Raw genomic sequence first — 20,093 nt, 5'->3', positions numbered from 1 at the left:
CCTAAACAAACTTAATTTTTGAAGAGTCTGGTAAGACTTATTCTGGAAGAACAGAAATATATGTACGATCTGTCTTTCTAGTGACAACAATACCATCGATTAAAGCGAATAGAGTGTCATCACGACCTCTACCTACATTTTTCGAAGGATGCCACTTAGTGCCTCTTTGTCTTACAAGAATACTTCCTGTGGAAACCCTTTGTCCTGCGCCCACTTTCATACCGAGACGCTTTGACTCTGAATCGCGACCGTTACGGCTTGCTCCCTGACCTTTCTTATGTGCCATTTCAAAATCCTTTAGTTTTCCACTAGTCGATTACATCACTAGATTGCTAATTTTTACCCTAAGATAGTTCTGACGGTGACCGATCTTACGGTGATAATTTTTACGTCTTTTATACTTATAGGCGATGACTTTCTCTCCACGAACTCGAGATAACAATTCGCCTTTTACTACAGCATTCTTTACTGTAGGAGTCCCTAAAGAAACTTTAGACCCATCAAAAGTAAACAACACTTGATCGAAAACAACTTCTTGTCCTTCGGAAACACCGTCTAATAATTCGACGTCAATTATGTCTCCTTCAGAAACCTGATATTGCTTGCTTCCGGTCTGAATTATTGCGTAAGACTTCATTAAATCTTCCCTTATGATTCTTTATTCTGTGATCAGGACTCAATACTGCTAAATACTTTAACAAACCGTGAAATTATAAAAAATACAAAGTCCTGAATTTTAGTTTTTCAAGAAAAACTAGCCACATTGAATTTTAACCGAGTATGGCCGGAGCCGGGGTCGAACCGACGACACAAGGATCTTCAATCCTCTGCTCTACCAACTGAGCTATCCAGCCATTTTCAGTAGGTTATCATAGGGAAATATTCGCTTTAAAGCAATGATATTTCTAAGAACATGAACTCTAATCAAAGAGTTTACGAAAAAGTGAGGTCAGAACGCTAGGGTATTAGTTAGAGTAGCTTTCAGCGATATGAGGAGCGGACAAGGTTCTAGAATTTGGTTTGCTACAACAATGGAGTGCAAATGTATAGAGAAGTTTCAAGATTAGAGTCAGGATACCTAGACCACAAAACTCCATTAATCCTGTGACAGTGTATACAAATACTTTCTTTGCACTATCCTCTCTGAGATTAACTGACCACACACTCACCAGTTTAATCAATCCCACGATAGAACCGACGAATGGAAATGCTGCCAGTAAAGAATTTCTACAAGCTATTGGTTTTGTAAGATCCCAGTCACAAGAAATATCCCAAATGCCTTCATCATCTCTAGGGAACATCATGTGGACATTTCTGGGTAATCCACTGATCCTTTGATCGAATTCTTCACTTGTTTGGTATCCAATCTTCATGGATAAAGCCCATATTAAAAATAAAAACTGTAATATAATTAACGATTTGAACTTAAAAAACAAATTGTTTTTTAATTAAAATTCTAGATTTATTGAAATAATGTTTTCATCCCGAGTTAATTTTGTTTAATAGAATAATTTTATATATGTATAGGTGCGTGAATTCTAGTGATTTTGTATAGTGCTCAAAGAGATTTTCAACTGTATTAAAATCTTGAAGATTAGGTATGCGTAAATTCCTTAGATTCAAGATGGTTGTTTCTCAATAAAAGAACATTAAAAACGGTACAATAAGTATGAACGCAGAAAATGACTCTTCCTTGCCTAAACCGCAGTGGATTTACCGTGTAGGAATCGGGCAAGATAGCCATCGTTTCCTCTCTGAAAGTTCTGCAAAACCCTGTATTTTAGCTGGAGTTATCTTTGAAAATAGTCCCGGTTTCCAAGCAAATTCGGACGGAGACATTATTTTCCATGCTATTTGCAACGCTATTTCTTCTGTCACTCATAGAATCATACTAGGAGAAGTTGCTGACGAGCTTTTCCATACTCGTGGGATTACAGACAGTAGCGTGTATTTATCTGAAGCTATAAAATCTTTGAAATCGAACCAAATGATTTCTCATGTGGCCATTACTATTGAGGGGAATCGCCCAAAATTCCTCCCAAAACTCTCTGCAATGCGACAAAGTATTGCTTCAGCCTTGAACATTCCCTTAGGATCTGTAGGCATTACTGCGACTTCAGGAGAGGGATTAAGTGATTTTGGTTGCGGCGATGGTGTTCAATGTTTTTGTATACTGACAATTATGGAGTACTGCGGTTAATACACATCAGCAACATAACGGTGCTCTTCCTTTAATTGGGAGAGCTTATTCTTTCCTAGGATATCTGCTAGAGTTTTTTTTATTTCGTTTCCTAATACCTTACTTCCACATACAAAGAAGTAGGCGCCCTCTTCATAAGCTTGGAGAACAAGGTCTGCTTGTTGTTTGAGTAGATCTTGCACATAAAGTTTATGATCGCCGTCACGAGAAAAGGCGAGAAATAGCTTTAAAAACTCATTTTCGACGGCTTTTTTCCAGAAATCTTGGTAATAGAAATTTGCTTTTTCGAAACGTTCTCCAAAAAAGAGCATGTTCATACCAGCATCGTTATTGTAGATACGTTGTTGTACGAACGCTTTATAAGGAGCGATTCCTGTTCCTGACCCAATCATGACAATAGGTTTATTTTGTATATCATCTGTAATAGTAAAGTGTTTGGTTGGTTGTACAAACACATTACAGCTCTTGCCTAACTCTAATTCCTTACACAAAAAGAAAGAACAGACACCGTAGCGTTGCTCATATTCTCCTGAATAATTCACAAGTCTGACCAAGAGTTCGATTTGATTCTCATTAGGATGAGGAGCTGAAGCTATAGAATAAAATCGTGGCAATAAGGGCAAAACACTCTCTACAAACAATTCCACAGGAATATGGGGTTTGTATTTTTGTATTGCATCGTAGAAAGTCATCGTCTCTTCTAGATCAGGGAAAAAAGACTTCAGCTTTGGGGGTAATTTATTTACATTCGTATGACATCTCAAGAAATCATAGAGGGAAATCTGAGAAGATGCTCGAGATTGTATTAGTTGTTTTGGAGAATAACTTAGACACTCAAGGATCTTCTCAACAACATGCACGGGATTCTTTGGAAATACACCAAGAGAATCCCCTACCTTATAGGACAGATTAGAGCCTGTTGTGTTAAAGAGCAATTGATAAACGTGGCCTGCATCAGAAGAAGCAATAGCAGAATCGCAACAAGAAATGAGCTCCCTTGAGAGAAGAGATACTCTCTGAGCTTTAAATTTCTCTAACAAATGCATAGCCGAGTCAGATGAATTTATGCAGCTTTGATTTTAATATCAACTCCTGCTGGAAGAGCTAACATTTTTAAAGCATCTATAGTTTTTCCTGTAGGATCTAGGATATCTATCAAACGCTTATGAGTACGAATTTCAAACTGCTCTCTAGATTTTTTATCTACGTGAGGAGAACGCAGCACGGTGTACACTTCCCTCTTTGTAGGCAACGGAATAGGACCTGCTACACGAGCGCCTGTTCTTTTAGCAGTCTCAACAATATCTGCAGTTGATCGATCTAGTTGCCCTTGATCAAATCCTTTCAGACGAATACGGATTTTCTGTTTTTGCTGCTTCATATATTCCTTACTTCTTAACAATCTCTTCTTGAATTTTTTGAGGAACCTTAGCAAAGAAGGCAGGTTCCATTGTTGATGTTGCTCTTCCGGAAGTCAAGGATCTTAAAGATGTTGTGTACCCAAACATTTCACTGAGGGGTACTTCGGCATTTACTTGTGCCATACCTCGAGAAGATTCTTGACCTAAGATTTTTCCGCGACGACGATTTAAGTCCCCAATAACGTCTCCTAGATGATCTTCAGGAGTAATTACTGCAATTTTCATAATAGGTTCTAGAATGACTGGAGCAGCTTTTCTACAAGCTTCTTTAACTGCCATTGAACCACATATCTTAAACGCCATCTCACTAGAATCCACTTCGTGATATGACCCGAATACAATGTTCACTTTAACATCAACCAAACCATAGCCGGCAAGAACGCCTGTATTTAACCCTTCTTCCACACCTTTGATAACGGCTGGGATATATTCTTTAGGAATGACGCCGCCAACAATTTTACTGACAACTTCATTTCCTTTTCCTGGTTCATTTGGTTCAATCTCGAGGCAAACGTGAGCGTATTGACCACGACCACCAGACTGTTTTACATACTTTGTTTCACTGCTGCTATTTGTAGTAATCGTTTCTTTATAAGATACTTGCGGTTTGCCAACGTTAGCTTCTACTTTAAATTCGCGGATCATACGATCACGAAGAATATCTAAATGTAGCTCACCCATTCCGGAGATAATTGTCTGTCCAGTTTCTTCATTTGAACTTACACGGAAAGTGGGGTCCTCTTCGGAAAGAGCACTTAATGCTTGAGCTAACTTCTCTCTATCTCCTTTGGACTTTGGCTCAATAGCCATGTCAATCACAGGCTCAGGGATTTCGATACGTTCAAGAACAATTTCTTGATTTTCTTCGCAAAGTGTATCCCCTGTTACTGAATATTTTAATCCTACGCAAGCTCCAATATCACCGACTGTGAATTCGTCTCTATCTGTTCTCTCATTCGCGTGCATTTCCAATAAACGAGAGATACGCTCTTTCTTATCTTTAGTAGAATTCAGGATTGCTGAACCTTTTTTAAGAGTACCAGAGTAAATACGAATAAAGGTAATACGACCGACGTAAGGATCCGTCATGATTTTAAACGCAAGAGCGGCTAGAGGCCCGTCTTTTCTAGGTTCTAGGCAGACTTCTTCGTTATTTTTTAGGTTAATTCCATGAATTGTTCCGCGGTCTTTAGGAGATGGCAACCACTTGACGATAACATTAAGGAGTTGTTGCACCCCTTTGTTTTTAAAAGCGGTTCCGCACAATACAGGGTTAATTTTATTTTCAATAACCCCTTTCCTCATAACGCTATGAATTTCTTCTTCTGTAATCGAATCTGGATCCTCAAGAACCTTCATCATGAAAGCTTCGTTGCTCTCATCTACTGTAGCAAGCTCTTCGAGAAGAGCGTAGCGAAGTTTGGCACACTTTTCTTTAAGTTCTTCAGGAATTTCACGCTCTTCCCACTTAGCACCTAGAGTTTCATCTAGGAAGTAAAGAGCTTTTTGAGAAATAAGATCGACCATCCCGACAAATTGACTCTCTGAGCCGATAGGACAGTGCACAGCAACAGCGTTAGCACCAAGCTTCTCTTTCATGGATTCTACGGCTGCAAAGTAATCAGCACCCATACGATCCATCTTGTTTACAAAAGCGATCCGAGGAACACCGTATTTATTCGCCTGTCTCCATACAGTCTCGGACTGAGGCTCAACTCCTGACACTGCATCAAACACAGCTACAGCACCGTCTAGAACGCGTAGAGATCGTTCTACCTCAATGGTAAAATCGACGTGGCCTGGAGTGTCAATAATATTAATTTTGCAGTCTAACCAAAAAACAGTTGTTGCAGCAGAGGTAATAGTAATACCTCTTTCTTGTTCCTGCTCCATCCAGTCCATGGTGGCGCCGCCTTCATGAACCTCACCTATTTTATGAGTCCTTCCGGCGTAATAAAGAATTCTTTCTGTAGTTGTCGTTTTTCCCGCATCGATATGTGCCATGATACCGATGTTTCTGATCTTGCTTAAATCGAATTCTTGATCACTCATGAACTTGTTACGCCTCTTTCGAACCGAGATTAAATATTATTTTACCACTTATAATGAGCAAACGCTTTATTTGCTTCAGCCATACGATGAGTATCTTCACGCTTCTTGATAGTAGCTCCTTGCTTATTGAAACAGTCAACAAGCTCGGTAGCCAATCCTACCTCCATGGATTTCCCTGGCTTTGCCCTAGCAAATTTAATAATCCATTGCATAGCCAAGCAATCCCTACGACCTGCCGCAACTTCTACAGGAACCTGATATGTAGCCCCTCCAACACGACGAGACCGAACTTCAAGCAAAGGCTTTGCATTTTCTAAGGCTTCTTCAAAAGCTTCTAAAACATTCTCAGCGCCTATTTTCTTAGCAAATCTTTCCAAAGCGTTATAAACAATTTTTCTAGCGACGCTTTTTTTGCCGTGCATCATAACTTTATTAATGAATCTTTCCAGAGTCACACTTCCATAGATAGGATCTGCTGGGATGACTTTTTTCTCAGCGGCATGTCGTCTTGACATATAAATTAACCTCTAACTTCTCATTCCTAAATAAAGAATAGTCCTACTTAGGACGCTTTGCTCCGTATCGAGAACGGCTTTGTTTTCTATTTTTGACAGCAGCGCAATCTAGGGCTCCGCGAACGATGTGATAACGGACACCAGGTAAATCTTTAACCCTGCCACCTTGAACCAACACGATGCTGTGCTCTTGCAAATTATGGCCCTCACCACCAATGTAGGCGATGACTTCTTGACCATTAGACAAACGCACCCAAGCAACTTTACGTAAAGCTGAGTTCGGCTTTTTAGGAGTCTTTGTCTTTACTTGTAGACATACACCACGTCGTTGTGGGCATGTCTGCAAGGCTGGAGATTTCTTTCTAGACGCGCTAGATTGACGCTTTTTACGTATTAATTGATTAATGGTTGGCATGTATCCTTCTCAATTCAACCTAACTACTATAAGGGGGAAAATATAGAGTAAGGATCCCTTTGTTTGCAAGGGCTTATTTTTAGAAGAGAATTAGAGTATAATCATCTGATATTCAAAAAAATTATTCTAATATGGAAAAGTTATTTTTCAGTTTTAGAATTACAAAAACAGCTTCCTGAGCTTGTGGAGAAGAAATTAGGCATTTTCTAGTAAGAGATCCCCTGCATGAAAACAGTAATCCATTACATTATCGTTGATATAACCAAAGAGAAACGCGAAAATGATTTGTTGTAATTCCTGTGTGGAGGAATACAGGGTTTCTTTACCATGTTGGATAAAATAGATTTGCGACTTCTCTTCCGCTATGTTTTGTACAAACACCGTCGGAATCATACGGGAAAGCAGGCGTCTACCTAAAATGGTGTTAGACATCCCTGTTAACGACTGCGTTGACTCTTCTGATAAAAAGAGAACGTCTATATAGGGAAACAAGGACCAAACGCGGTCTCTATATTGATGGACGATATGAGGATTATTAAGATCGAGTAGGATTTTGTGGTTGAGACTGCCCGCTTTTTTCAAAAAACTTTCTATGTAGCAACCATAAATTAATAATTCGCTATCAATCAAAGTATATCCCAGATCCGGGGATAAAGATAGTCCTGCCAGGGATTGGGGCGTTTCGTCAAGAAAGTAGCAGAAGGTATCTTCTTGATTTGGGCAACGAAGAATAAGTCGGAGATGATCCCATGCATTCAGTGCTGGCCCATATTCTGCCTGTTTTGAGTAATTAAGATAAGGCGGCTTATTAAGTAAACTTCTACAACCTAGATTAGCTAGCTGATCTTCCGTAAGGCTTAGAGGTTCTTTCCTTGTTACTGTGATCGGATTGTCGGGAAAGGTTTCTCTGTACATCAAAAAAATCTTTTTTACATCTGAGCTATTTATATTTTGTATCTCACCTACTTTCACATCACATTTTTCAATAAATTCCTTAGGAGTTTCGAGGATAACATCGACAAATGGGCTGCCGAGCACAGTAAGAGATTTAGGTGCTATCCAGGGGAAAACTTCAGAGCAGGCAACAGGAGCAGCTCGCCCTGTTAAAAAAGAAATTATCAATATGAAAAAACAAAGATAATACATAAAAGCATCTAAGTCACAACAATAGATTGAAAACTTTTATTTAAGTGTTTTCTTATCCTATTTGTTTTATAATATTTTCTTTTTAAGTCCAAGGAAACCTATGACTACGGAAATTCCGGCAAGTTTTTTACATGGGCATTTTCAACAGCGGGTGCATGATTCTTCACGTAATGTTGTGATGATTGCAATGGCTACGGTATTCTTTATTCTTGCTTTGCTTTTATCGGGATTAAGTTTCCTACCGCAAGCGACACTCCCCTTTTCAGGGGCCTATTTTATCATAGGTTCTTTCCTAGTTTTCATTGCAATAGGGATATTATTGATCAATGCGCTTTGTGATATAAAAAATTTTTTATGCGCTCCATCCCCGGCATCTTAAGAAAGAATATTTTTCTTACCAACCTGTTTATTCTGAATAAGTTTTTCTTCGGAGCAAAAATCTTCGCTCAAGCCTGAGCATTTTATGTCGATGTTACAAGTATCCACGATCAACAAAGATATTTGTAATGATAAAAATACTACGTCTTTGCGCTCTTGTTTTAACATGCCTTCCTAGTTTCTCTTTTGCATCTGAATTACTTCATGAAGAAGACATACGAAAAACTGTTGATAAGCTGATTGAGTATCATGTTGATATTCAAGATATATCTTCGGATATTTTAGTACGTTCCTTACTAGGTTACTCTCAATCTTTTGATCCCCATAAAGCTTATCTTACAGAACAAGAGGTAAATAATTTTATCTATTCTGCAGATATTAAAAAACGCCTGTTAAAAAACTATAAAACGAACAATTTCTCTATTTATCAGAATTTGAATCGTGTAATTAAAGAAAGCATTGTTCGAGCACGTCAATGGCGAGCTGAATGGTTATCCAATCCTGAAGCTTTGGTGAAGGAAGCTTCTTCCCATCCTCTTATAAAGAAACCTAACCACTGGACACGCTCTATCGAAGAGGCAAAGGAGAGGCAGCGTTCATTACTCCTCTCTTATATTTCTGTGTATTTATCGGATAGTTCCAAAGATAGGTACCTAGGGAAGGAAGCTTCTTTAACCCAACTCTGTGTACGTCAACTTGAAGCATATGAGAATCCTTATTTAGGGATTAATGATTATGGGGAACCTATGTTACCTGAAGAGGAATCCCATCACTTCCATGTTCGTGTAGTGAAAGCTATGGCCCATAGTTTAGATGCGCACACCACGTATTTTAGTAAGGAAGAAGCTCTAGCCATGCGTATTCAATTAGAAAAGGGTATGTGTGGGATTGGCGTTATCTTAAAAGAAGATATTGATGGGGTGATTGTAAAAGAGATTATTCCTGGGGGACCTGCGGAAAAAACAGGAGAATTGCATGTTGATGATGTGATTTATCGTGTTGATGGTAGAAGCATAGACAACCTTCCCTTTAGAGCTGTGTTAGATTGTCTTAGAGGCTCTCAGGGTTCTGAAGTGATCTTAGACGTCCGTAGTAAAGACCAAAATCGTACAGTGAAGTTAAAACGCGAAAAAATCAGTATAGATGATCGTCGTGTTGATGTTTCTTATGAAGCTTATGGTGATGGGATCATTGGGAAGATTACGCTGCATTCTTTCTACGAAGGGGAAAATCAGATTTCAAGTGAACAAGATCTAAAACGTGCAATTCAAAGCTTACAGGAAAAGAACCTTCTAGGTTTAGTTTTAGATATCCGAGAAAACACAGGAGGTTTTCTCTCACAAGCCATTAAAGTCTCTGGTTTATTTATGACTAATGGTGTGGTTGTTGTATCACGTTATGCAGATGGGAGTATCAAGCGTTACCGTACGGTTTCTCCGAAAAAATTCTATGACGGTCCCTTAACCATTCTTGTTTCGAAAAGTTCTGCATCTGCAGCTGAAATTGTTGCGCAAACATTACAAGATTATGGTTTAGCTATCATTGTTGGTGATGAGCAAACTTATGGGAAAGGCACAATTCAACATCAAACGATTACAGCAGATGCGGGTACGGAGGGCTTTTTTAAAGTTACTGTGGGGAAATACTATTCGCCTTCTGGGAAATCGACACAACTTCGTGGTGTACGCTCCGACATCCATGTAGCTTCTCGCTATTTCGCAGAGCCTTTAGGAGAACGTTATTTAGAACACCCTCTACCTTCGGATAGTTGTGACAATGTCATGAATGATAATTTAGGGGATCTAGATTCCCACATGCGTCCTTGGTTTCAAAAATACTACATACCGAATCTACAGAAAGAAGAGACTGTTTGGAGAGAGATGCTACCTCAGCTTACTGAGAACAGTCGACAGAGATTGAGTGAAAATAAGAACTATAAAATCTTCTTAGAAGAAGTAAAAGATCCTTCAGAAGCTCTTCGTCCTTTTGGAAGCAACGACTTACAAATGGAAGAATCTGTGAACATTTTAAAAGACATGATCCTTTTAAGAGATCGTAAAGCGGCTGTTTCTTTAGGAGGTTAAACACCTCCTAAATGTCTAAGATATTAAAAATGCCTATGTCTTTATTTTCCTATGATGCTGAAGCACTTGTCGACTCAGAACTATTCATAGTAAAAATCGTATTTGATTGGTTAATCTGACCATCATCTAAAATATCTTCAGTTGTTGCCAATAGACGTTTGCATAGACGCCATTTTTCTGGGGTACAAGGTTTTTCCGTAAACACTGAGGTTGCTAGCAACTTAACCAAACCAATAACTGTAGGGATCAAGAATAAGAAAGCATTTTTCCCCAATTGCCCTTGCAATACAAATGTTAAAGCTAAACCAGCTATAAGTAAGATAATTCCCAGTACGATCATAGTAATTTGGAATGCTCTTGATTTGACGATTTTTGATGATTTTACAGGGTTGATTATGTGTATTCTACACCAACCTAGTATAGAATTAATCAAAGTTACCTGTACCTCTTCATCCTGTATTACCTGACCTAATCCAGGTTGGATTAAGTTGGTAATATCGTTACCCACACTATTTGTACTTTCATCTGCCATACGAAAACTCCTTCTCTAAACACATTAAGACAAAAGAGTTTAACCTAGCCAGGTATTAATTAAAATTTTTAATTTAATTTTTGCAATTTCCCAGGATGGGTCTACAGAAAATCGTTACGGTGACAAAGAGAAACAAAAAAGCCGTCCTAGACAACTCTAGGACGGCCTTTTTTCGTTTACAAATCTTTTAAAATAAGCAACGTAAAAGATTAATAAACGTGCGTATTTTCTGTATCAGCAACGGGTACCGTTAAAGTATCTGAAGAAAGAATAGCCTCTCCTCGTGCATCTCCAGGGGCAATCCCTTTTAATGTTACAGAAAACTCTACGGATTCCTTAGAGCCTAATTTAGGCAGAGCATCGAATACGACTGTATTTCCTGTAATGGTTCCTTTTGTTGGGCCTGAAGAAGAAACGGGTTGCAGCTCCTTAGAAAACTTCAGGATTAATGAAACGTTAGTATCTTCTGCAGAACCACGGTTTGTTACACAAATACGGTATACAGTATTTTCTCCTACGCAAATAGGATCATTGGTATCGATTACGCACATATGAGTAGCTGCTAGACCTTTCCAATGGGTTGTAGCTTCTGCACAAGAAGTGCAAGTTCCACAATCGGAGTTTGTTTTGACAACAACTTGATTTGTGAATTTACCTGGGCTTTGTGCTTTAGCAACAACTTTAAATTGTAGAGTCTCTCCTGGGCACATCTCTTTGATGCACCATACAGCTTTGTTACAGCGGATTTCAGCTCCATCGGCTTCTAAAATTGTAGCTCCTGAAGGTGCGGTATCTTCTACAACGACATCGTAAAGTTTAAGATCACCTGGGTTGGACACAACGATAGTGTATTCTACAGGCTTACATACATAAGACCAGTCAGCTCCAGAGATATTGACTTGTACGCAGGGTTCGTTAACTACAGTAGTTACGTTCGCGGAACATTTATGTCCTCCGCAGTAAGATACAGTAGCTACGTTAGTAATTTTTCCTCTTTTTTGCGGGCAAAACTCCACAGCGAAGCATTTAGAATCCCCGGGACGCATATCTCCTAAGTTAAAGGAAAGAACGCGTTGTCCTGAAGCGTGAGTATAGCCATCGGGAACAGGGTTATCGACGACAACATTACGGGCTATAGCAGAACCTGTGTTGCAAACTTCGATTTTGTAACAAACTGGGCAACGTAAGCAAGCACACTCAGGGCCTTCTTGCTTAATACAAATAGCTGGTTGTCCGCATTTGGTATAAGAGCGAAGTTCTGGGCAAGCGCATACAGTAGCCGCGGTGAAGCAACAACCTTCTTTAAGAGGTTTTACCCAAACGGTAATTTTGCATTTTTCACCTTGACCTAAGCGATCAATTGTCCAGATTAATTTGCTATCTGAGGTTGGTGTTGTCGCAGGATCACTGCTGACAAACTCAACTTCGCAAGGAAGCTGTTGAGTGATCACAACATTAACGCAATCTTTTTTACCTACAGCAAGAATTTCAATAGGATAAGGAGATCCTACTGTTGCATATTCAGGTACAGCTTGGCTAATTTCCACGTTACAGTCATCGTTAACACGGACACAATACATTTTGCCGTAGCAAGATTCTTGTGTAGTATCGACGGATTGGCACTGACCACCTTCGCAGGGATAAAATTCTTTATCACAGAAAGCACCGGTATGTTTTTGTTCTTGTCTTTGATTTTTGTTACGACCAAATCTAACTTTCTTAGCTGTTGCTTGTAAAACATTGTCATTTGAGTTTTCGGTACTGGCAATGAATCTTGTAGCAAGAGACTCTGCAGCAGCGGCCTCTATCTTCCCGCTGGCAAATGAACTCGCCATACTAGTTAGCGCGAGGACCGTAACTACTCGTCTGATGAGTTTGGACATAGGGATCTCCTATCGCGTGTGTTATTTTTTCTTCTGCCATCGGGTAGAAAGTTGTGAACTCTTACCCTCAACATTTAAGTTTATTTTTCATAAAGGCAGTTAGCAGGGAAATACTTTACCTCCTAACTACCTAACCAATTTAAGTAAACAGATAAGAACTGTTACCTATTGTTTGCATCTACCGTCTAGAGATGTACAACCTTTAGCTTGAGGTCCTTGAACTCCTGAATTGCACTCAGAGCCGCATGGCTTGGAGCAAGAAGGTGTATAGGTACCACAAGGGCTACAGCCTTTATCTTTCTTGTTGCCACAAGGATTGCATGGCCTAGGTGCACAAGGATCTTCAAAGCAGCAATCTACAATACGGCAACAACTAGTCAAGCCAAGAGCACCACAAAATACTGTAGCTAGTAAAACAGCTTTCTTCATAAGTTTATAACTCCTTTCTAATTAGAAAACTTAACGTGCTTGATTCCTTATTAAAAACCCTTTCAATTTTTAATAATTAATAAAGCACTTTCCCATAAGCAATATTACAATAGAAAATAAAAATTTTATCAATTCTTTTTTCTATTTTATATTTTTTCTTAAACTAATTGTTTTACCGGTAGAAAAAAACAAAACTAAGGTTAAACTAACGCGATTGGTTAAAGACAGTTGTATAGCGACAACTGTGTGATAAAGAAAGCCTGAAGAACTTGATTATAAGCCACTTGCTCAGGTCATTGTGATGAAGAAGAACTTTTTTTCTCCCCTTAAATCATTCATATTCATAGATGTATGATTTTATTATAAAAGTCCTACTGATAATTAATAGATAATAAAAAGAAAATTATTCTAACATTTAAACAAATAGGGAGTTGAGAAATGAGAAGATTTTCTTTTGTATATGGTATTTTCTTTTTATCTCTCTTTGTATCTAGCTGTTCCTACGCTCCCCCTCCTCGTAGCTATATTCTTGCACAAAGACGGGTCCCTCTAATTAAGCAAGCGAATTCCCTAGACTTTTCTGTAGCCAAGTCCATTTTCCATGCCTCTTACCCACAAAACATCTAGTTCTGTTGGGTAAAATCTCATTTGTGAGTGATGGCTAAGTAAAAAGTCTTAAAACTCGAAAATCTTACTTTCTAGATCTTCTTCTTTCAGAACTTTATCGATGGTCGTTTGGATTTTCTTAGGTACGCCTCCAAGGAGATTTTGCGCATGAACCAAACGGGCGCGTGTACGAGGTTTTCCTAATAACTCCATAGAGTCAAATAAAGGTAATCCCTGCTTCTTTCCTGTAATCGCTACATAAAGTAAAGAGATAACGACCTTCTTATGGTCTACTTGGAAAGCTGATGACAGCCATTTTGACCCTTGATAAAACAGGTCTTTTACCCATAGATCGGATTTTTCTAAGTATTTGACATAACTATAAAGAAGAATAGCCGCCTTCTCCTGAGAAATCGTTGTGGGTAACAGCTCCTCTTTTGAATATTCGGGGAGAACGGAAAAGAAAAATCCGGTAAATCCGATGAACTCGGCAAGAGTGGTAATGCGAGACTGACAGAGTGGGAGAATTTTCAAGAAAAACTCATCATTGATCAGCCAATCTTTTAGCTTAGCTAATAGGCTTTCCGACGACCCTTCATGAGTGAGGTAATGCTTATTCATCCAATCTAGTTTTCGGGTATCGAAAACTGCTCCCGACTTTCCAATACGTCGAGGGTCAAAGTTTGCGATAAGCTTCTCTAGAGAATAGATCTCCTCATCCCCCTTCATGCTGTACCCCATCAGGGTAAGAAAGTTCATGAAGGCTTCTTTGATGTAACCAGCGTCTCGGTAATAGAAGATGGACGTAGGATTTTTTCTTTTAGAAAGTTTTGTCCCGTCAGGATTAAGAAGTAGTGGCATGTGGAGGAAAGTAGGAGCTTTCCAACCAAAAGCTTCGTAAAGAAGCTGGTGCTTAGGAGTAGAACTCAGCCACTCCTCTCCACGCAGGACATGAGTGATGCCCATGAGATGATCATCGACGACATTAGCAAAGTGGTATGTAGGGAAGCCATCGGATTTGATCAAAACCTGATCATCTACGTCTGCCCAGGGGAAAACCACCCTACCCTTGCAGTAATCGTCAAGAACGCATTCCCCGGTAAGGGGAACTTTCAAACGAATAGTGTATGGTTGTCCTTCTCGAGTACGAGCGTCTACCTCCTCAGAGGAAAGATAGCGGTACCTGCGATCATAGCCTCCGCGATATCCTAGAGTGGTGGCTACAGCTCGCATTTCCTCAAGTTCTTTAGGTGTAGCAAAACACTTGTAAGCGTAGTCTGTTTTTAAAAGGAGTTCAGCATATTTTCTATAGATTTCAGTACGTTCTGACTGCCTATAGGGGCCGTAGGGGCCGCCTATATCGGGTCCTTCATCCCACTGAATCCCGCACCACTGCAGCGCGGAGAAAATATTTTTTTCATAATCATCACGGCTACGTGTTTGATCCGTATCTTCGATTCTTAGGATCATCTTCCCATTGAATCGTTTTGCAAAGATTGCATTAAACAAAGCCATATAGGCTGTCCCTACGTGGGGATCCCCTGTAGGCGACGGCGCAACTCTAACACGTACGTTTTCCCAAGCCATTCTCATTTAATCCTAAGACGAAAGAGACTTGATACCTTGAACCTAGTTATTTCTTCAAGAGAAATCCTTCTCTAGGTTGTCTCAACAAAATTAGAGACGAAAAAAACAAACTCTGCATCCCTAATCAAGCTACAGAGTTTTTATGAAAAATCACGCAGACCTGATTTATCTACATCTAAACAGAAAAATTAAAAAAACACGAGATGTTAATAAGGCGAAAGAGATAAAAGCAGTGGCTAAGAAGCAGAAGAAGACAAATTATGAACTAGTTGTTCTCAAACGGGAGAGTCTCGGAAGAAACTGTTTCTTCTGGTTTCGCTGTAGCATGCTCAACAACTGCAACGCCTTTAACTTTCTTTGCTGTTTGCTTATTTAAATACTCGCTTTTGTATCTATCGATCTCTGATTGGCTAATAACCCAAGCAGCGCCTTTACGCTCTCCTCGCATAGTCCCTGTACGTGTAGCATAGTATACTTTTTGCACAGGAATCCCTAACATATCTGCGACTTGGTTCACAGAATAACAACCCTTATCATTATCAAAGAGTAGTTCACCTTGATAAAGCGACTTCTTTCGTGAATACCGATTACGTTTGTAGTCTTCCAAATCTTTCAGATCGATTTCCCACCGGGTTGTTTTAGAAGCCTTTAGTTTCTTTTGTTTGATTGCTACATAAATCGCTTGACGTGTTACATTATGCAATTTTGCAGCTTGTGTAATAGAAACCATCTCGGTTCCTTCCTGTTCCTTAATTTGCTGCGCATCTTCTCTGTCGTCTACATCGAAACAGCTTCCATGTTGTATGCATTCCATATGTTAGCAAACCTCCCCCTCAACATATTGTAAAATTAAAACAACCTTAATAGTTAGTAGTTCTTCCTTGTTTTTTAGAAATTTTTAAATAAGCATTTTCCTAAGAAAAGCTTTATTAATCAAGTTTTTTTGTTAATGCAAAGTTGATGTTTTTGGTTTAAAACTTAATAAAACCAAACTACTCTGTCTTTTATTAATATTTCTTAACATTAAAACAGGGAGGTTTTAACAAAATGAGTCCACCTGAACGCAGGCCGCTCCTCCCGAATATCTCACAGGGAAGCGATTTTAAAAAGCTGTGTGATTTCATTTTGATCTTTCCAAGTCAAAAGTTTTTATTTATTTAGAAAACTAGTTCAACTACTGAAAATTAAGTAGACAGACCAGAAATAACCAGATTGTATCATAATAATTTCAATCCTCTATTTTAAATATGATAAAGTATCTGAAGCACCTTTTATCAGGCTTTGACTGCTTTATGCGAGCATTAGCACCTTAATTTTGAAGACAAATCTAGGGTAGGGACAACAGTGCCATAGAGAACCTTTTACGTAAAAGATTCTCTATGCAGGAACAAATACGTTTTCGTGTAGTTGAAGTTAGCTAGCATCAACTGTTGTTTCGGTTAGTTAAGTCTTCCGAATTAAAATGATCCTTAATGTGTTCAGCAATCTGTTGTATAGTGCTCTTACATAGGGGACCTAGATGACGTAGAAAATATTCTCCTACAGGGATCTTCCTACCAGGAAGAACAGGGGCGTTGGGATCTAAAAATGGTGCTGCAAAACAGTTATCCCTGGTGAACACGCCATCCCCCATTAATTGTAATTCGAAATCTACTCCATGTATAAATAATTCTGGGCAAACAAGAGACTCGCTTAACTTCGCAGAGTTTATCTCCCAGCCTAACAACTTAATCGTCAACGCTCCTAGTTTCCCTACCCATTGAAGGGCAATTGATGAAACCGACTTTGGTCCACGATCTTTGACGACAAACCAGTGAACACCGTCGCTTCCATCAGTGACTTCGTTACTTAAAGCTTGAGCCTGTACTAGGGTACCTAAAGAATAGCCGTAGGCAATAACTTGCGTGGCTTTTGGCCCCTCAGCGTGATCGCGAAGATAATGCACACAAGCTCGGTAAGATTTACCTAAAGATTGAGGTGAAATATGCCCTTTACTATGCATAACTCCTGGGTAGTTAAATACCAAAACATTGGATTGAGCTTGTTTGGCGATATCTAGCATCCAATCATCGCGATAATGAAGAATCGTTCTATTTTCAAAACACTCACCATTCCCTAAAGAGACAAGCATCCACCTATCTGTTCTGGCCTCTGGGAAGGTGATTTTCATAGCATCAATAAATAAATCATCACATTGAATAGGCACACGTGTCACAGAACTTGCATAGCCCTCGTTTACCCAACAGTTCGTTTGGATCTGAAAGGCCTTCTGTAATAACTTTCTGGGATAACACAGAGGCACGACGAAAGCCCCACCTGCAGCAGGAAGCAAAATGTTCTGGCATATCTTTCCCAACACCCAAAGTAAACCTAGGGGAATGAATAAAATAACTCGAATAATGAACTTAACTACAGCACTAATAACATCAAGTAACTTGTAAATCACAGGACTACAGGCCCTTCTCTGATATGCCTTAAGAGCAGGTTCGGAAGAAAATATAAGGATTTCAGGTTTGGGGCTCATCGTACACAACGAATTACCTGTAACAGATGGTTGAGTGACTGAAAACATGTCTACTGACGAGTATAAAAGTTAAAAGCGGATATTTTAAAAAAAATGTGGAATAAAACAAAGAAAATGTTCCTATTCATGTACTTAAATTAAATATTTCTTTTTAAGAAGAACGAATTTAAAATAAAAATTATGAAAAAACTTTGCTTTAATTATCTTTAGAATTCCATAAAAAACCCGGGAAAATTACTCAGGACAACTACTCTTCTACCTGCCTAGAATCCCCTGATCTCTTCGTCTCTTGTTACGGGGTAATAAGTTAGAAAATGTTTACTTTGGATTATATTCAGAGATATGTTCGCTGACACAAATATCAGGGGAAACAAACTTAGAGAGGTCCTGCCTTCAATAAAATTGGGTGAATCATTTAAAACTAGGCTAGAGAAAAACTCAAGAAAAAAGTATTATGAAATCTGAAAAACGCGGTGCAGAAGTTTAATGTTCAAAAGATTAAAACTTTGCTGTTGTGTCCTTGTAATTGAGTGGAAGAATATGAAAATCACGCACTAACAAATGGATGACTCCTCCGTTAGCAGATTGGGATAAACGTGGTGTATAGGCAAGTTCTAAAGGTTGATTCCAACTTGCTTTTAAAGCGCCGATTCTATCACCTAATCCAAAAGCTATGCCTTCCAAGTTTCTTTCTCCGTAATTCAGGTAGAGTTTCAGATGATTACCTGGCAATAACTTTGGGTAACGCACCTGATGTACTATGGTATAAAATATGGGTACGGGATTGCCTTTACCAAAAGGTTCGAACAGATCGATGGAAGAGAGTAAATCGTGATCGATCTCATCAAAATCTGCTCGGGCATCTAGGGGAAGGGTAACTACGGCTTTTTCCTTTTTTAATGATGAATTCACAAGATGAATGAACTTTTTCCTAAAAGCTTCTATTTGGTCTTCATTAATGATAATGCCTGCGGCAAAATCGTGTCCCCCATAAGATATGAACATAGGGGAGCACTTTTGTAATATGCCAAGAAGGGGGAAAGACCCTATTGTTCTTAACGATCCTTTCCCTACCCCTCCCTGATTAGAAATAATAGCTACGGGCTTATTATATGCTTTAGCTAGGCGTGCTGAAATAATTGGAATGACTCTTGAATGCCAATCTTGTGATGATAGTACGATAGCTGCTTGTTTAACGATATCGGGCTGATTTTTTAAGATTTTTTGTACATCATGAAAGACGTCTGCTTCTATTTTTTGGCGTTCTCTATTTATCTTGTCGAGATATTGAATGATGTCATCAGCGACTTCTGGATCTTTGGTAAGCAGCAACTCCACGCCTTTAGAAGCGTCGGCAAGTCTTCCTAAACTATTCAGTTTCGGAGAGATTTTCAAAACAATATCTGTAGAGGTAACTTCTGAAGGATTTACTCCTGAAAAAATGCATAATTTATGTAGTCCTAACCGTGACCCTTTAGCAATTTCTTTAATACCGTGGCGTACCATGGTACGATTCTCTCCTAAAAGGGTCCCGACATCTGTCACTGTCCCTAGAGTTACTAAATCTAATAAATGCTTAATGTCTAATTTGAGTTTTGGATTGTTTTTCTGTAACGCGTTAACAACACCACGGGCGAGTTTAAAAGCGACGCCTACACCAGTGAGATCTTTATTTGGATAAGTATGATCTCTGAGCTTTGGATTTAATGTTGCTATGCAATGAGGGATTTTACCTGTAGGCATATGATGATCTGTAACAATGACATCAATGCCTTGCTTATTGATATCACTGACTTCTTTCCCTGCAGTAATCCCGCAATCTACGGTAATCAGCAAAGTGACGCCTTCTTCCTTCATCTTGGCAATCAACAGAGAAGGTTCGCCATAATGTTTCAGGAATGCTCCTAAAAAACAATAGCTAACCTTCATTTCTATAGATCTCAAAAACTCTACAAGAAGAGCCACGCCTGTTATCCCATCAACATCACTATCTCCATAGACCATGACATGCTCACCACGTTCTTTTGCGAGAAGCAAACGTTGTACAGCTTTTGACATGTCGAGTAAAAGTTCGGGATCATGCAGGTTGGATAGATGTACATAAAGAAAATCACGAACTTCATCTACCGTTTGAAATCCTCGAGAAATAAAAGTCTGTGCAGCAACCGGATGAAGATGTAACTCCTTTATAATAGAAGAAAGTAGAGCGGGATCGTACTTAGGATATATCCAAGTAGGATTAGATACAGAAGAATTATCTTTACTTGCCATAGATGTTCGCGTCGTAAAAGCTCTTTAAAAATCTATCTTTCTAAAGAGCA

The 20,093-nt window shown here is 39.0% G+C and carries 20 protein-coding genes and 1 tRNA gene; 4 read left to right on the top strand and 17 right to left on the bottom strand.

Annotated elements, in window-relative coordinates:
* Positions 1 to 37: 37 nt before the first annotated feature.
* The 4 genes from rpmA to FI836_RS03720 form a co-directional block, all read right to left on the bottom strand.
* Positions 38 to 286, bottom strand: coding sequence for a 50S ribosomal protein L27 (gene rpmA, locus FI836_RS03735; protein ID WP_006342876.1), 249 nt, complete (start codon positions 284 to 286; stop codon positions 38 to 40).
* Between the two features lie 30 nt (positions 287 to 316).
* Positions 317 to 637, bottom strand: a complete 321-nt coding sequence (rplU, locus tag FI836_RS03730; protein WP_006342875.1) for a 50S ribosomal protein L21 — start codon at positions 635 to 637, stop codon at positions 317 to 319.
* A 144-nt stretch (positions 638 to 781) separates the two neighbouring features.
* Positions 782 to 854: transfer RNA gene (locus tag FI836_RS03725), tRNA-Phe, on the bottom strand.
* Positions 855 to 965: 111 nt separating this feature from the next.
* Positions 966 to 1,373 (bottom strand): hypothetical protein, encoded by a 408-nt coding sequence (locus FI836_RS03720; RefSeq protein ID WP_013747328.1) that lies wholly within the window; start codon positions 1,371 to 1,373, stop codon positions 966 to 968.
* Positions 1,374 to 1,669: 296 nt separating this feature from the next.
* On the opposite strand from FI836_RS03720, the gene ispF reads away from it, so the two are divergent.
* Positions 1,670 to 2,200 carry a 2-C-methyl-D-erythritol 2,4-cyclodiphosphate synthase gene (gene ispF / locus FI836_RS03715; protein ID WP_013462606.1) on the top strand — a complete coding sequence of 177 codons (531 nt, stop codon included), beginning with the start codon at positions 1,670 to 1,672 and terminating at the stop codon, positions 2,198 to 2,200.
* On the opposite strand, the gene FI836_RS03710 is transcribed toward ispF, so the two are convergent.
* The 6 genes from FI836_RS03710 to FI836_RS03685 all read right to left on the bottom strand — a co-directional run bounded on the left by FI836_RS03710 (position 2,197) and on the right by FI836_RS03685 (position 7,749).
* Positions 2,197 to 3,246, bottom strand: coding sequence for a sulfite reductase flavoprotein subunit alpha (locus FI836_RS03710; protein WP_014943693.1), 1,050 nt, complete (start codon positions 3,244 to 3,246; stop codon positions 2,197 to 2,199). The two genes, ispF and FI836_RS03710, sit on opposite strands and share 4 nt — an antisense overlap.
* Before the next feature lie 17 nt (positions 3,247 to 3,263).
* Positions 3,264 to 3,581, bottom strand: coding sequence for a 30S ribosomal protein S10 (rpsJ, locus tag FI836_RS03705; RefSeq protein WP_006342871.1), 318 nt, complete (start codon positions 3,579 to 3,581; stop codon positions 3,264 to 3,266).
* 7 nt (positions 3,582 to 3,588) lie between these two features.
* The gene (gene fusA / locus FI836_RS03700; protein ID WP_006342870.1) at positions 3,589 to 5,673 is read right to left on the bottom strand and encodes an elongation factor G; all 2,085 of its coding nucleotides are present in this window, start codon (positions 5,671 to 5,673) and stop codon (positions 3,589 to 3,591) included.
* A 41-nt stretch (positions 5,674 to 5,714) separates the two neighbouring features.
* Positions 5,715 to 6,188: a 30S ribosomal protein S7 gene (gene rpsG / locus FI836_RS03695; protein ID WP_014943692.1), complete on the bottom strand. Its 474-nt coding sequence runs from the start codon at positions 6,186 to 6,188 to the stop codon at positions 5,715 to 5,717.
* Positions 6,189 to 6,231: 43 nt separating this feature from the next.
* Entirely contained in the window at positions 6,232 to 6,603 is a 372-nt protein-coding gene (gene rpsL, locus FI836_RS03690; RefSeq protein ID WP_139934580.1) for a 30S ribosomal protein S12, read from the bottom strand.
* A gap of 195 nt (positions 6,604 to 6,798) precedes the next feature.
* Positions 6,799 to 7,749 carry a hypothetical protein gene (locus FI836_RS03685; protein ID WP_006342866.1) on the bottom strand — a complete coding sequence of 317 codons (951 nt, stop codon included), beginning with the start codon at positions 7,747 to 7,749 and terminating at the stop codon, positions 6,799 to 6,801.
* A 100-nt stretch (positions 7,750 to 7,849) separates the two neighbouring features.
* Here FI836_RS03685 and FI836_RS03680 point away from each other — a divergent pair, with 100 nt between their 5' ends.
* Positions 7,850 to 8,128: a hypothetical protein gene (locus FI836_RS03680; protein WP_006342865.1), complete on the top strand. Its 279-nt coding sequence runs from the start codon at positions 7,850 to 7,852 to the stop codon at positions 8,126 to 8,128.
* A 127-nt stretch (positions 8,129 to 8,255) separates the two neighbouring features.
* Positions 8,256 to 10,211: a tail-specific protease Tsp gene (gene tsp / locus FI836_RS03675; protein ID WP_014943691.1), complete on the top strand. Its 1,956-nt coding sequence runs from the start codon at positions 8,256 to 8,258 to the stop codon at positions 10,209 to 10,211.
* Between the two features lie 49 nt (positions 10,212 to 10,260).
* Here the strand turns inward: tsp and FI836_RS03670 are convergent, their stop codons facing one another.
* The 3 genes from FI836_RS03670 to FI836_RS03660 all read right to left on the bottom strand — a co-directional run bounded on the left by FI836_RS03670 (position 10,261) and on the right by FI836_RS03660 (position 13,055).
* On the bottom strand, positions 10,261 to 10,743 hold the full coding sequence (locus FI836_RS03670) for a cysteine-rich outer membrane protein (protein WP_014943690.1): 483 nt from the start codon (positions 10,741 to 10,743) through the stop codon (positions 10,261 to 10,263).
* 209 nt (positions 10,744 to 10,952) lie between these two features.
* Positions 10,953 to 12,626: an outer membrane complex protein OmcB gene (gene omcB / locus FI836_RS03665; protein ID WP_014943689.1), complete on the bottom strand. Its 1,674-nt coding sequence runs from the start codon at positions 12,624 to 12,626 to the stop codon at positions 10,953 to 10,955.
* A gap of 165 nt (positions 12,627 to 12,791) precedes the next feature.
* Positions 12,792 to 13,055, bottom strand: coding sequence for a small cysteine-rich outer membrane protein (locus FI836_RS03660; protein ID WP_014944472.1), 264 nt, complete (start codon positions 13,053 to 13,055; stop codon positions 12,792 to 12,794).
* A gap of 438 nt (positions 13,056 to 13,493) precedes the next feature.
* Here FI836_RS03660 and FI836_RS05400 point away from each other — a divergent pair, with 438 nt between their 5' ends.
* The gene (locus FI836_RS05400) at positions 13,494 to 13,682 is read left to right on the top strand and encodes a hypothetical protein (protein ID WP_014943687.1); all 189 of its coding nucleotides are present in this window, start codon (positions 13,494 to 13,496) and stop codon (positions 13,680 to 13,682) included.
* 48 nt (positions 13,683 to 13,730) lie between these two features.
* Here the strand turns inward: FI836_RS05400 and gltX are convergent, their stop codons facing one another.
* From gltX to recJ, 4 genes are all read right to left on the bottom strand, one after another.
* Positions 13,731 to 15,248, bottom strand: a complete 1,518-nt coding sequence (gene gltX, locus FI836_RS03650; RefSeq protein WP_014943686.1) for a glutamate--tRNA ligase — start codon at positions 15,246 to 15,248, stop codon at positions 13,731 to 13,733.
* Between the two features lie 265 nt (positions 15,249 to 15,513).
* Positions 15,514 to 16,062: a helix-turn-helix domain-containing protein gene (locus FI836_RS03645; protein ID WP_014943685.1), complete on the bottom strand. Its 549-nt coding sequence runs from the start codon at positions 16,060 to 16,062 to the stop codon at positions 15,514 to 15,516.
* A gap of 609 nt (positions 16,063 to 16,671) precedes the next feature.
* Positions 16,672 to 17,772: a CPn0927/CPn0928 family alpha/beta hydrolase fold protein gene (locus FI836_RS03640; protein WP_181146657.1), complete on the bottom strand. Its 1,101-nt coding sequence runs from the start codon at positions 17,770 to 17,772 to the stop codon at positions 16,672 to 16,674.
* A gap of 498 nt (positions 17,773 to 18,270) precedes the next feature.
* Positions 18,271 to 20,043: a single-stranded-DNA-specific exonuclease RecJ gene (gene recJ, locus FI836_RS03635; protein WP_014943683.1), complete on the bottom strand. Its 1,773-nt coding sequence runs from the start codon at positions 20,041 to 20,043 to the stop codon at positions 18,271 to 18,273.
* Between the last annotated feature and the right edge of the window lie 50 nt (positions 20,044 to 20,093).

It is taken from the genome of Chlamydophila parapsittaci, from assembly GCF_006385615.1.
In the GTDB taxonomy this organism is placed as follows: domain Bacteria; phylum Chlamydiota; class Chlamydiia; order Chlamydiales; family Chlamydiaceae; genus Chlamydia; species Chlamydia psittaci.
This window is presented reverse-complemented; position numbering and strand designations above follow the sequence as displayed.

Coding starts and splice junctions, on each gene's coding strand:
- FI836_RS03670 (WP_014943690.1), bottom strand. CDS start 10,743: ATGGCAGATGAAAGTACAAATAGTGTGGGTAACGATATTACCAACTTA.
- FI836_RS03645 (WP_014943685.1), bottom strand. CDS start 16,062: ATGGAATGCATACAACATGGAAGCTGTTTCGATGTAGACGACAGAGAA.
- FI836_RS03720 (WP_013747328.1), bottom strand. CDS start 1,373: ATGAAGATTGGATACCAAACAAGTGAAGAATTCGATCAAAGGATCAGT.
- ispF (WP_013462606.1), top strand. CDS start 1,670: ATGAACGCAGAAAATGACTCTTCCTTGCCTAAACCGCAGTGGATTTAC.
- rplU (WP_006342875.1), bottom strand. CDS start 637: ATGAAGTCTTACGCAATAATTCAGACCGGAAGCAAGCAATATCAGGTT.
- FI836_RS03710 (WP_014943693.1), bottom strand. CDS start 3,246: ATGCATTTGTTAGAGAAATTTAAAGCTCAGAGAGTATCTCTTCTCTCA.
- rpsG (WP_014943692.1), bottom strand. CDS start 6,188: ATGTCAAGACGACATGCCGCTGAGAAAAAAGTCATCCCAGCAGATCCT.
- gltX (WP_014943686.1), bottom strand. CDS start 15,248: ATGGCTTGGGAAAACGTACGTGTTAGAGTTGCGCCGTCGCCTACAGGG.
- fusA (WP_006342870.1), bottom strand. CDS start 5,673: ATGAGTGATCAAGAATTCGATTTAAGCAAGATCAGAAACATCGGTATC.
- omcB (WP_014943689.1), bottom strand. CDS start 12,626: ATGTCCAAACTCATCAGACGAGTAGTTACGGTCCTCGCGCTAACTAGT.
- FI836_RS03660 (WP_014944472.1), bottom strand. CDS start 13,055: ATGAAGAAAGCTGTTTTACTAGCTACAGTATTTTGTGGTGCTCTTGGC.
- FI836_RS03685 (WP_006342866.1), bottom strand. CDS start 7,749: ATGTATTATCTTTGTTTTTTCATATTGATAATTTCTTTTTTAACAGGG.
- tsp (WP_014943691.1), top strand. CDS start 8,256: ATGATAAAAATACTACGTCTTTGCGCTCTTGTTTTAACATGCCTTCCT.
- rpmA (WP_006342876.1), bottom strand. CDS start 286: ATGGCACATAAGAAAGGTCAGGGAGCAAGCCGTAACGGTCGCGATTCA.
- FI836_RS03680 (WP_006342865.1), top strand. CDS start 7,850: ATGACTACGGAAATTCCGGCAAGTTTTTTACATGGGCATTTTCAACAG.
- rpsJ (WP_006342871.1), bottom strand. CDS start 3,581: ATGAAGCAGCAAAAACAGAAAATCCGTATTCGTCTGAAAGGATTTGAT.
- FI836_RS03640 (WP_181146657.1), bottom strand. CDS start 17,772: ATGAGCCCCAAACCTGAAATCCTTATATTTTCTTCCGAACCTGCTCTT.
- FI836_RS05400 (WP_014943687.1), top strand. CDS start 13,494: ATGAGAAGATTTTCTTTTGTATATGGTATTTTCTTTTTATCTCTCTTT.
- rpsL (WP_139934580.1), bottom strand. CDS start 6,603: ATGCCAACCATTAATCAATTAATACGTAAAAAGCGTCAATCTAGCGCG.
- recJ (WP_014943683.1), bottom strand. CDS start 20,043: ATGGCAAGTAAAGATAATTCTTCTGTATCTAATCCTACTTGGATATAT.